This is a genomic window from Enterococcus sp. DIV0167 (assembly GCF_050541555.1).
Lineage (GTDB): Bacteria > Bacillota > Bacilli > Lactobacillales > Enterococcaceae > Enterococcus > Enterococcus faecalis.
Window position 1 is genome coordinate 1783173 of sequence record NZ_CP172933.1, and the last position, 13248, is coordinate 1796420.

The window sequence follows — 13248 nt, forward strand, 5'->3', positions numbered from 1 at the left end:
TTTTTATTCTTCGACACCTGCGTAATTTGATTGGTATTGCTCTCGAAATTCTTTTGGCGTAATTCCATTTAATTTTTTAAACATTTTTGAAAAATAGTTGGTATTGTTAAATCCTACTTTTTCTGAAATTTCGTTGATTGTATCATCCGTGTACAATAATAATTTCTGGGCATGCTTGGTACGCACTTGATTCAAATATTGAGAAAAACTCCGCTTGGTTTCTTTTTTGAAAATTTGGCCTAAATAACTAGGATTCAAATGAAGCTCATCCGCCACCGTTTTTAAGTTTAATTCTTCTAAATAGCCTTGTTCAATTCTTTCTACAGCTTGGCTAACACTTTCTGAATATTTTTTTATTTTAGGTTTATTTTTCACTTCTGCTAAGACTTGCTGCATTAACGCATACAGTGTATTAAGATTGTTGCTGGCTCGAATTTCTTCCACGATTTTTTCATAGTTTTCTTCTAACACAGTTGGATACTGACGGGAAATATCTGAAAAAAGTAAAAAGACTACATAGCGTACATATTCTGGCGTAGCGTGTTGTTGACTTAACTGATTGAAAATGGCATCTAATTCCCGTTGAATGGTCTGCATATCCCCAATCATCAAGGCTTGGTTAAACGCTAGAAAAGTAAAATCTTCTGCCGAACGATTCATTTGTTCTTTTTGATTATTTGGCAGAAATTCTTGATAGAACGTTTCAATTGCTTGCAACTGTTTTACTTTCTCATAACTTTCATAAACCGTTTCCCATTCATTGACAGATTCCCCTACAAAAATCTGACCTTGACCAGCTAGAATCGCTTCAATTTCACGAATAAATAAGAACGCTTCTTGTCTGGCCCCTTTATAGATAAGTAACAATTGGTGGTACGTACTCATCCAACTTTCAATGAATAACAGTTGGCCTTTTTCCATAAATAGTTCTTTAATTGCTTCTAAAAAAGGCATCTCAGCTTCAACCAATAAAACGGTAAAATCACCTGGTTTTATAGTCGTAAATTGCTGCATTAACTCTTCGTATTCCCCTTCGCTGATTTCATCATTAAGCCAACGCATCAAGCCATTTTCTAGATATAGACGCACGCGGGCATGGGATTTTTTTTGTTGGTCCAATTCTGTTTTAATTCTCTGGATATTGGCTAATAGTTCTTGTTTATTGACTGGTTTCAAAAGATAATCTTGGACCTGCAAAGCCATGCCTTTTTTGACGTAATCAAACTCTTGATAACCTGATAAAATTAAACTAATAAATTGATGTCCTTTTTTCTTTGCTTGCTCAATTAATTCGATCCCACTCATTTCCGGCATCGTAATATCTGTTAATAAAACATCAATGGATTCTGTTTCTAAAAAAGCCAATGCTTCTTGCGCACTACGCGCTGTTTTAACAATTTCAAAGCCTAACTCTTGCCAAGGAATAATCCATTTTAAGCCTTCTAAAATCATATATTCATCATCAACAAACATCACTCGATACATCTTTTCACCCCTTATGCTACAAACGAAAGACGAATTGTCGTCCCTTCTCCTTCTTTCCCTTCAATGGTTAAACCATAACTCTCCCCAAAAAAGCGTTGTAAACGTTCATGAACATTTCTTAATCCAATGGATTGTTCCGTTTCTATTTCTGTTTGATTTAAACGTGCGCGAATTTCCTCTAACCGATTGGCGGTGATTCCTTTTCCATTATCCACAACAGCCACAATAATTTTTTCGCCTTCTCGGTAGGCGTGGACCTTAATAGCATTGTCTTGTCGTTGATAGTCAATACCATGCACAAAATAATTTTCGACAAGCGGCTGAATAATGAACTTAGGAATTTCAACATCAGCAATTGCTTCTTCTATTTCGAACTTATAGGCAAATTGGTCGGGATAACGCATTTGATACAAATACACATATTTTTCGCAAAATGAGATTTCCTCTGCCAAGGTCGTGGTTTTTTCTTGGTTAATATTATTCCTAAGTAACGTTGAAAAAGCATAGACAACATCAGCTAGTTCTTCTTGTTGCCGACTCAAGGCATACATGCGAATATATTCCAACGTATTATAAAGAAAATGAGGATTAATTTGCGACTGTAATGCTCTCATGTGGGCATCGCGTTGCTTAATTTCTAAAGTATAAATATCGTGAATGTATTGATCTAAACTGTCTACCATAAAATTAATCGCAGAAGCAATATCATTCAATTCTTCCTGAACTTGATTCGTGTCAATTCGTTCTTTTAAATTGCCATCGCCAATGGCTCGTGTCGCTTCTAAAATTAATTGGACTTGTTGAGAATAGCGTTTAAACAGGCGGTTTAAGCCCACTAATAAAATAACAATCAAAAGTAACCCAATCCCTAAAATGGCTGCATAATTCATAAACAATTGTTGAAATAAGACTCGGCGGCTTGTTAATAAGAGAATGGTACTCCGGCCACTGCTTTCTATTTCCGTAATATCGTAGCGATTATGAAAAACCTGTTGAATGTCACTATCGGTGTGCATTCTTTTATCTAGTTGCCGCTCTTCTTCTTTGGTAAATTGTGCTTTTTCAGAAAAAATTTGATTCCCAGCACTATCATAGATAAACGCATTAATACCTGATTTTTTCAATAAGTCTGCTTGGTTGCCTAGCAACTCTTGACTTGAAAACACAGTGTACAATTCTCCCAGCGGTTGTCCTGTATAAGGATCGGAGATAATTCGCATTAGTTGAAAGCCATGTTTTTTAATTGATGACATATCCATTTTTTTCCCATTTGTAGCTGTGCGATTGGCGAACAAAACCTGATCAAATTCATCTAAGCGAATAATCACTTCTTCTAAGTCAGGAAAGGTGCTAAATAATGTACTTAAATTATTTCCAAAGTGGGTACTGACCCGATCTTCCGACCATTGACTGTAAGTATAGTCAAAATACTCAGGAGGAGAAAGTTCCATATATTTTCGCATGTTTTCAATTTTACTTGCAGAGCCAGCTAATTCATTAATCATATTTGTCGCCGCATTATTTTTATTCGTTACATAGCTGTCAATTTGGGAAACGGCGTTATTTTTTTGTGAATCAATTGATAAGTTAATTGTATAAGTAACATAAACGCACAAAGCAGCCACCGTTAACAAAATAATACTTGTTAACAGTAGACTGTATTTTTGTACTAATCGATTTAATAAATATTTTTTTTTAAACAGTTTTTTGAAGATTCGCTTCATTTTGTTCCAACTTTCCATCAATAAACTGGCGATTTTTGCGCGTGACATAGGCACACCACATCATAATTAAGGCAAACGAAGCAAATAGTAGCAGTCCTTTCATTTTCCAAGTTAAAGCAACGATACTAATTACACCGAATAAGACTTTAAAAAATACACCGAGGTTTAAAAAGATACTGATAAATGAAAGCTTCATTAAATCAATAGTTGAGATAAAATAGCTTCCTTCATATAGTAGCATATAAATGTAAAAAATAACGAGTATTAGGGAAACAAAAAATAAAATAAATGTAATAATTAACCACATTATTCCGGTAAATTGAACGGCTAAATAAATATTATAAAAAACAAATCCTAAAGTGAAGAGAAAAAGTAGAAAATAACAGTTACTTCTTTTAAAATGTGCTTTCCATGATTCAAATGCTCGTTTAACGGTGATTGCTTGATAATTCATGCCCTCTTCCAAAATGAAATCAGTCATCATTTGGAGTGCTGGACCAACACCAAAAATAATCCCTCCAGCTAAACTAAATAAAACAAACAGTAAATTTAGTTTGATTACTGTCCAGGAAAGGTAAAACAACCGCTGAATCCCTGTACTTTCCATCTTCCTCTTCCTTTCTATTATGTAAAAGGCTGAGCCAAAAGCGCTCAGCTAATGCCTCAGCCTCCTGTGATTATTTTTGAGATTGGATATATTCGTCTAATTGTGTTTGCATTTCTTTTTGAACTTTATCCCAGCCAGCTGTTTTTAGGTCATCCATTAATTTTGGAAGTGTTTCTTCTGGATCAACAGTTCCTGTATTTAAGCTTGCTGCGTAACGATTCATAACTGTAGCAACGTTAGTGATTTCAGTTTTCACTTTATCATTTACAAAAGTAAAACCAAGAATTGGTGAATCTTTTGCTTCTTCGATGCTCTTATCACGTTCTTTAACCATGTCTTCAGTGACAGATTCTTCTGGCCAAATGATTAAGTTGTTTCCTGTGTTCCAAGCACTCAAATGAGTTGTTGGTGTGTAATCTTTCAATAATTTCACGCGATCATCACCAACTTTTTCATATTGTTTGCCTTCTTCACCATAAACAAGTCCGTTTAACAATTCTGGATTGCTGTTTAATAAACCTAACAATTCAACAGATTTTTCTTTGTTTTTAGACGTGTTTGCAACAACATAGTTAGCCATTTGCGCTTGTGCTGTTGTTTTTAATGGTTCTGTTAGTGGACGAGAAACAAGTGGTTTGCCAGCAGCTTGTGTTAAGATTGTATCACCATAATCCATAGGTCCTTGTGTTTCTTGACGCATGAACCAAGTATTGGTATTTAAGTCATATGGTGTTGTACTTGTAGCAGCATCTGTTGGAATCAAGCCATCTTTATACCATTGATGTAAGACTTTTAAGTTATTAATCATGTCTTTGTCGGCATATTGGTTAATAATTTTTGGTGAGCCATTTTCAGTTGTTTTTACTGCAAATGGATATTGGTTACCAATAGGGAAGTCATAATTACCTGTTGCAAAGAATGTTTGGCCGATAGCAAAAGCAGCAATATTTGGTTCTTTTTTATGGAATTCTTTTAGAACTTCCGTTGCACTTTCATAACTACCATCGACTTTACTAATATCTAAATTGTATTTATCGACATATTCTTTATTAAAAGTTAAAACTTGTTGACCGTAAGAGTTACCTAGAATTGGGAACGCATACAGTTTTCCATTGATCGTATTTCCTTTAATATAGTTATCTGGCAATTGATCATAGGCTTCTTTGGCATATTTAGGTGCTAAATCAGTTAAATCAGCATAGGCGCCTTTTTGTGCATTCGTTGCATAATTTTGTGCTAATGAAATATCATAGCTTTCACCAGAAGCAACGATTGTTGACATTTTTTGGTCCCAATCGCCCCAACCAACAAATTCCATTTTTAATTTTGCCCCAATTTTTTTCTCAATAATCTTATTCGCATTATCGATTAATTGGTCATAATTATCTGGTTTGTCCCCAACACGATACATTAATAACGTTGGTGTACTATCATCACCTTTTGACGCTGCATCTTTTGAAGATTTACCGCACGCGCTTAATCCTACAGCTAAAGCTGCTGCGCCAGCTACGGCTAATCCTTTTTGCCATTTTTTCATTCCTTATTTCCTCCTGTACAATTTTATTCTTTCACGCCGCCGATTGTTAAACCACCCACGAAATATTTTTGGAAGAATGGGTAAGTTAACGCAATTGGTAACGTAGATAAGACAACAATCGCCATTCGAGCCGATTCACTTGGTAGAACGCCTAAGCCTTCTTGTGCTGCTGCACCCATATCCGTACTTCTTGATAAGAACTCTAAGTTGTTTTGAATTTTCATCAATAAATACTGTAATGGTACCAAGGTATCTTTTTGAATGTAAAGTAACGCATTGAACCAATCGTTCCAATAACCCAAAGCCGCAAACAAACTAATTGTGGCAATCCCTGGAACGGCTAGCGGTAACACAATGCTGACAAAAATGCGCATTTCACTTGCGCCATCAATACGTGCTGATTCAATAATACTGTCAGGCACGGTTTTCTTGAAAAACGTTCGCATCACTAAAATATTAAATGGTCCTAAAGCTAAAGGCAAAATTAACGCCCAAATTGTATCTTTCAATTGCAATAAGTTTGTCATTACTAAATAGTTCGCAACCATCCCTGGTGAAAATAACATTGTAATTAAAGCAAACAATGTAAAGAATTTTTTAAACGGAAAGTTGGAACGAGAAATGACATAGGCATATAATGACGTCATTGTTGCATTGACAATCGTCCCTGTCACCGTAATGAAGACCGTTACCCCTAAGGCATGAATAATGCGTTGACTCATTGCCCCTTGGAAAATGTAACGATAGGCCTCCAATGAAAATTCTTTTGGCCAAAACCGATAGCCGTTTGCTGCTAATGATCCTTCACTTGTCAATGAAATCATAATAACAAAGAAAAACGGAACCACACAGGAAATAGCAAAAATAGCAATGACAATATTGAAAATCAAATTCGCTGTCGGGTTGAAGGATCGAACGTTAACGCTAGTGACTTTTTTCTTTTTCATAATCCTTCCTCCTAAAATAGTGCTGAATCTGGTTCAATTCGACGAACAACTAAATTCGCAATTAATAACAAACATGCGCCAACGACAGATTGATATAACGCTGCAGCTGCCGTCATGCCTACATCACCAGTAGCCGTTAAGCCATTGTAAATATAGGTATCTAACACACTTGTCACGTTGTAAAGCGCACCTGAGTTTCTTGGTACGATGTAGAACAAACCAAAGTCTGCTCTGAAGATACCGCCGATGTTTAAAATTAATAAAACAGACATCATTGGTAAAATTTGTGGAATCGTAACATTTTTTATTTGTTGCCATTTGTTGGCACCATCTACCATCGCTGCTTCATAGTATGTCGGATCAATCCCCATCACAGAAGCATAGTAGATAATACTGTTGTAGCCTAGACTCTTCCAAACATTTAGGAAGACAAAAATTACTGGCCACCAACGTGGATCTGCATACCAGTTAATCATTGTGCCGCCATTACCAGTAATCCATTGATTCAAAATCCCTTTATCTGGACTTAAAAAGGCATAAACAAAATAGTTAATAACCATCCAAGATAAGAAATATGGTAGCAATGACATCGTGTGATAAACTTTAACCAAGCGACGATTTCTTAATTCACTCATAATAATAGCAAAAGCAATCGCAAAGAATAAGTTAAAGGCTAAAAAGACGACATTGTACAAAATGGTGTTTCTAGTAATTAACCAAGCATCTTTTGACGCAAATAAAAATTTAAAGTTTTCAAAACCAACCCAAGGACTTTCTCTTAGACTAGCTAAGAAACCATCTGGTGAAATATGAAAATCTTTAAATGCGACCACATTGGCTAAGACTGGTATATAGAAGAAAAATATAAACCAGATAAATCCTGGTAACGCCATAAGGATTAAGGCCTTATAACGCCATACATTTTGAAAAAACCCGTTTTTCTTCTTCATTCGTTTCGCTCCTTTCATAAATATAATAGCGTTTTCATAATATCTTTTTAAGGAACAAATTATAGGATTTGAGAAACAAATTATAGATTTTGTGTCATTTAAGGTAAAAATTTGCCGAATTGACCGTTCTTTGTGAAAACGTTTATCTGATATTTTTTTTACAACTGTTTAAGAACCTTAAAAATAATTGGATAAGCCTCACTCATAAAGCGATTTTGCTAGTGTGTATTTGTTTTATAAAACCTGAGAACTTGATAGTTTCACAAAGGTTATCCTCTAATTATTTTTGAGGAGGACTATTTTTGAATTTTATCCGTAAAAACACTAGAGCAATTCGTTTAATTGTAGTTTATTTTTTTGCAGTTTTAATGCAAGCTGGTTCTTTATTATTACTAGCTATTTCACTACTATTTTTCTATTTGACTTTATGCACACACAATATGTTGGGTTTCTTGTTATAAATCAAAAAGAGTTGACGACATAGGTCATTTTGACTTATGTCGTCAACTCTTAAATTTTCAGCTAATTAGTCGTTCTAAAACAATCGATTTTGTTTACTCCTCTTTTTCTTTGTTTCTCTTTATAACATAGAGAATTAATACAATTAAGATCAGTCCTACACCCAGATACGCAAATATTTTTTGAACTTTTTCTCCTGTTTTTGGTAAATAGGATGATTTAGACGTTTCTTTCTTGTTTATGGCAATTTCATTTTTACTATTTTTTGTAGGTTTGTTCTGGTCTGTAACAACTTTGTTTGTTTCCTTTTTATTTTCCGCTGGTTCTTCGGGTGTAATAGGTACCTCTGGTTCTTCTGGTGGATTGATGCCATCACCTACTTTGGCTTTGTTGAGAATTGTTTCGCCCGCTTTGGCTTCTTCGTTAACAATCACTTTGAAACGAATACTCCGTTCTTTCGTATCGGTGATACTTGGGTATTCCGCTGTGATTGTGCCGTTGGCTTCTTTCAAGCTGGTTGGTTTTGGTTCATCACCGACACTTGTTAGGCTATCTTTGACATACGTCAGTCCTTTTGGTAGTTGGTCTGTGATAACTACTTTGTTTAGGACACCATTTTCGATGGTGTTGCGGAAGCTAATTGTGTACTCGATAGTTTCGCCTAGTTTTGGTTTGGCGTTATTAACGGTTTTTGTTGCGGCTAGTTTGCCTGCGTTCGTTTCTGGTACCACAGGCACCTCTGGTTCTTCGGGCGGATTAACTGTGTCATCTACTTTGGCTTTGTTGAGAATTGCTTCGCCTGCCTTCGCTTCTTCGTTAACGGTCACTTTGAAACGAATACTCCGCTCTTTCGTATCGGTGATACTTGGGTATTCCGCTATGATTGTGCCATTGGCTTCTTTCAAGCTGGTTGGTTTTGGTTCATCACCAACACTTGTTAGGCTATCTTTGACATACGTTAGTCCTTTGGGTAGTTGGTCTGTGATAACTACTTTGTTTAGGATGCCGTTTTCGATAGTGTTGCGGAAGCTGATGGTGTATTCGATTTCTTCCCCTAGTTTTGGTTTGGCGTTATTAACGGTTTTTGTTGCGGTTAGTTTGCCTTCTTTTACTCGAGGTGTGATTGGTTCTTCGGGTGTAATGGGCACCTCTGGTTCTTCGGGTGGATTGATGCCATCATCTACTTTGGCTTTGTTGAGAATTGTTTCGCCCGCTTTGGCTTCTTCGTTAACGATCACTTTGAAACGAATACTCCGTTCTTTCGTATCGGTGATACTTGGGTATTCCGCTGTGATTGTGCCGTTAGCTTCTTTCAAGCTGGTAGGTTTTGGTGCATCACCGACACTTGTTAGGCTATCTTTGACATACGTCAGTCCTTTTGGTAGTTGGTCTGTGATAACTACTTTGTTTAGGACGCTGTTTTCGATGGTGTTGCGGAAGCTAATGGTGTACTCGATAGTTTCGCCTAGTTTTGGTTTAGCGTTATTAACGGTTTTTGTTGCGGTTAGTTTGCCTTCTTTTATTCGAGGTGTGATTGGTTCTTCGGGTGTAATGGGTACCTCTGGTTCTTCGGGCGGATTAACTGTGTCATCTACTTTGGCTTTGTTGAGAATTGTTTCGCCCGCTTTCGCTTCTTCGTTAACGATCACTTTGAAGCGAATACTCCGTTCTTTCGTATCGGTGATACTTGGGTATTCCGCCGTGATTATGCCGTTGGTTTCTTTCAAGCTGGTTGGCTTGGGTTCATCACCGACACTTGTTAGGCTATCTTTGACATACGTCAGTCCTTTGGGTAGTTGGTCTGTGATAACTACTTTGTTTAGGGCGCTGTTTTGGATGGTGTTGCGGAAACTGATTGTGTATTCGATTTCTTCCCCTAGTTTTGGTTTGACGTTATTAACGGTTTTTGTTGCGGTTAATTTGCCAGTTACCTGTTCGTCCGCAATTTTTGCTTCTACTATATTAGAAGTTTCGTTGACTTTTGCAGATGTTAAAATATCTACTGCCTCAACGGTTGCGCTATTAGGCACTAATTCATTTGCTTTTGCTCGTTCATTTATCTGCGCTTTAAATTCGTAAATTGTTTCAGCTGTATCAGCTTTGTAGCTACCTCCTTGTGTAGCAGTTGCACCATTGCCGACACGGACTATAATTTGTTTATTGGTTTCATCATATTCAGCTTGATCATCGCCTGAAGCATCCGTTTTTTCACCAGAATTTGGTCCACTAATAATTTTTAAAGAGCCTGGCAAATAATTTAAGCGACCATCTAGTGCATCCTTCGAGACTGAATTTATCGCTTCTGAATCAGCTTTTGTATTTTTTAGTGAGACACGATACGTGATTGTTTCACCAACTTTGTAAGTTTCTTTTGGTTCCACAATTTCTTTCTTAATTTCAAATTCAGGTGTTTCTGCGTTTACAGCAAAACCAATCGCATTCGTAGAATAATCGTCACCACTACTTGTTGTTCTAAAATTAATTTGGTTTTGTCCAGCATTTAAAACACCTTCGGGAATTGCCATACGATCGATATCAATATCTAAAAAATTAGGATGATCCGGCGCAAATTTTCCTGGATACTTATCTACCATATGTTCATCGTTATCTGTCACAGTTGCGTTCATAGCATTATTAACTGGATTGAGCGTGTTCGAAATATTTACCCAAGTTCCTGCGCTATTTTTAATTTGTGCGTTGTCTCCAGTCCAGTATTTATCTCCTTGAACAGTAAACCAGGTCACAATTGGATCAAGATTTCCTTGTTTTGCTGTTAAAAAGTTGCTCATAGTAAATTCATTATTAGTTCCAGCAGCATTGCCACGTGCTCCATAGTAAATACTAAAAGCTCTTGACTTACTTGCCTGATCCTTTGTAACAACAAACAAACTCCAACCACTAAAGTTATAATATTGATATTGACCATTTAAACTACTTGTCATAGGAATATCTGCTAACGTATAACTTCCTGTCGCACTTTTATCCCCTTGTAAAATTGAAGTTACATCTGCATAATTAGAAAATCCAGTATTATTGTATCCGAAACGTTGTCCTGGATTTGTTGCATCTTGATCGATACGATGGTACCTTTGGGGCGAAACGCGCTGTACGGTTCCATTTGGTGTTGTAAATTGAACTGGTGCACTAATTTCTTCATCAGAAAGATTTGTTCCGTAAGCAGGGCCTTTATATCTAGATGCACTCCAAAATAAGCCCGCCCAAGCAATCTCTTTTGCACCATTTAAATCAATATAAGCCCGACTAGAGTTATACGTATTTGGATCATTGTCAACATCTGCAAATTCTAAAGGAAAATTGTTAATTGCATAACCACTACTTGCTCCTCGTGTGTTTAAAAATGTTTGCGCAGCCGCCGTACTTTCATTCGCAATTTTTAAGTTGGTATTTCCCGTTGAAAAAAGTTCTCCTTTATGAACGCTTTGATAAATCGGTGTATTAAACCCCCGACCAGGTGTTGGTGGCACTAACGGACCAGTAGGTTGCGCCTTTAATGGAGGTTGCTCAGGACTTTCGGTAGCCTGCGTTAGTGCAGTCTCTTGAATACTTTCTGTCGCCTTTCCTGCTTCAGGCTTTGTTTCGTTACTAGTAGTTGCGGTCATTTCATTTGTAGAAGAGGCTGTTTCGCTTGCCTGATTTTCTACTTTTGTTTCTGAAGTTTCCTGTTTTTCCTTCGAAACAAACTCTTTATCTGCTAGCATATCTTTACTAGGTAAATCAATTACTAGTGTCCCTTTTTCATTATCTTCTATTAGTACGCTGACCAATAACTTGCTCGACGCTTTTGTAGTTATTTGCCCATTTATGGTAATCTTTCTTGTCGAATTTGGTTGAAGGTTAAGCAGTTTAATATCGGTTGTTCGATCTTTCTCATTTGTTTCAACCTTTGCTTGTTCTTCTAAAGACGTAGGTCCTCGCTCTTCGCTTAAAGTATCTAATACAAATTTGATTGGACTATCATTGTTATTTTTTTGTTTTAAAATGAGATTTTTGATTGGTACATCTCGTGTATTTGTTACTTCGTAAGTGACCGTTTTAATATCTTCTTGAGACGATGTATCTTCTATTTTCCCTATTACTTTGAGCCCGTCTTTTTCAACAGTATTCTCAGCATCACTTGTTACTTCTTGAGCAAATGCGTTCATCATTGGTAACAAATTTAAAATAAACAGCATGGTAATCATAAGGTAACTCACAAAATTTTTAACTGCTCTATTCATTTACATTCTCCTTCGTTCTTTTCATTTACTTAAACAAATCATCTTCAAACAACTTTTACAATTACTAATTGTTTCTCAATATCCACCTCCATAAAATACTTTTCAACCTTCAATTCTTTCTTTATTTAGCTACAACAACTTTTTTTAACGTACGATTTTCCGTTTCTCCTTATAATCAAAAAGTAACACATTATATTAGCTAAAAAAAGAAAAAAACCCGATATTTCAACAAAAAATAGCGAATTAAATAACACGTTTTATATGAAGCAAATATATTGACTTTCCCTAAAAAAATACAAATATAGGTAAGTTCTAGCTTTAAGAGTAATTTTTTTATTGTTTTCCCTTTAATAACATTCGTTCTAAATTGTTTTAAAAACTAAAACTTTTTTCATGTAATTTTCATTACATTTACCAAAAAAAGAAACTAGCTTAGCTACATTTGCTATTGCTAGTTCCTTTTTTTAATTGTTTTACTTTTCCCCTAAAATTTCAATCCAACCATAATAATATTCAATATATTGATTTTCCTCTTCTAGTTGTGTCAAGATATGCTCCCCGACAACGATGCCTGTTTCAAATCCTTGTTTTGCTAAACGCTTTTTTACTTCTTCGATATTATTCAAACGGGTATCTTGTGTATTGACTTTTAAAATAAAGCCTTTGTATTGGCTACTTGGTTCTTTGAGCCAAATCACTTTGTCTAAACTTTTTTTATTCACATGATTTGCCAAACAAATCCCATACGTCAATTCATTGGATTCACTTAAATCCCCGTAAATACCTAAAGTTGAAATGTGTTCCATGTAAACTTTCATCTCTTCTGGATCCTCAATATCAACAACAACAATTTTATCAAAAGGAATTGGTTCATCTGAAAAAACCAATGTTTCTAAATCAATTAACGCATGTAAATGTAATTTTCTTTTCTTGATTTCTTTGTATTTATGCTGAAGCCTTTTTATTTCTTGCCCCAGTTGTTCTTCTGTTGCTTCCATGGTGGCATAGAGATCGGTAGGAGTCTTTTTATATAAATTCAACATATCTTTGATAGGAATCCCCATTTTTCGATAAAAATCAATATCATATATTTTGAACAAATCTTCTAAATCAAAGGTTCGATATCCGTTTTCTTCATTGCGTGTTGTACTAATCAACCCTTGCTCGTCCCAATAACGAATCGTGGACTTAGGGATATTTAACAACTCAGAAACATCTTTTATTGTGTAATTTTTTTCCATACTGTTCCCTCCATCAAAAAGTTTAGCATTTCTACTGTTGACATTCAAGTTACTTGAACG

Annotated in this window: 8 protein-coding genes; all 8 read right to left on the minus strand. The window is 35.8% G+C overall.

Going from position 1 to position 13248, the window contains the following annotated elements:
* Positions 1–3 precede the first annotated feature (3 nt).
* Positions 4–1485 carry a response regulator transcription factor gene (locus IGM09_RS08620; protein ID WP_033625061.1) on the minus strand — a complete coding sequence of 494 codons (1482 nt, stop codon included), beginning with the start codon at positions 1483–1485 and terminating at the stop codon, positions 4–6.
* 11 nt (positions 1486–1496) lie between these two features.
* Positions 1497–3227, minus strand: a complete 1731-nt coding sequence (locus IGM09_RS08625; protein WP_029655980.1) for a sensor histidine kinase — start codon at positions 3225–3227, stop codon at positions 1497–1499.
* On the minus strand, positions 3181–3816 hold the full coding sequence (locus IGM09_RS08630) for a YesL family protein (RefSeq protein WP_002362905.1): 636 nt from the start codon (positions 3814–3816) through the stop codon (positions 3181–3183). The genes IGM09_RS08625 and IGM09_RS08630 overlap by 47 nt, the downstream gene beginning before the upstream one ends.
* Before the next feature lie 70 nt (positions 3817–3886).
* Entirely contained in the window at positions 3887–5353 is a 1467-nt protein-coding gene (locus tag IGM09_RS08635) for an ABC transporter substrate-binding protein (protein WP_033625062.1), read from the minus strand.
* A gap of 23 nt (positions 5354–5376) precedes the next feature.
* On the minus strand, positions 5377–6300 hold the full coding sequence (locus tag IGM09_RS08640) for a carbohydrate ABC transporter permease (RefSeq protein WP_002359877.1): 924 nt from the start codon (positions 6298–6300) through the stop codon (positions 5377–5379).
* Positions 6301–6311: 11 nt separating this feature from the next.
* Positions 6312–7268 carry an ABC transporter permease gene (locus tag IGM09_RS08645; RefSeq protein WP_002356852.1) on the minus strand — a complete coding sequence of 319 codons (957 nt, stop codon included), beginning with the start codon at positions 7266–7268 and terminating at the stop codon, positions 6312–6314.
* A gap of 536 nt (positions 7269–7804) precedes the next feature.
* Positions 7805–11947 carry an isopeptide-forming domain-containing fimbrial protein gene (locus tag IGM09_RS08650; RefSeq protein WP_033625063.1) on the minus strand — a complete coding sequence of 1381 codons (4143 nt, stop codon included), beginning with the start codon at positions 11945–11947 and terminating at the stop codon, positions 7805–7807.
* A gap of 473 nt (positions 11948–12420) precedes the next feature.
* On the minus strand, positions 12421–13236 hold the full coding sequence (locus IGM09_RS08655) for a MerR family transcriptional regulator (RefSeq protein ID WP_002395516.1): 816 nt from the start codon (positions 13234–13236) through the stop codon (positions 12421–12423).
* Positions 13237–13248: the final 12 nt, after the last annotated feature.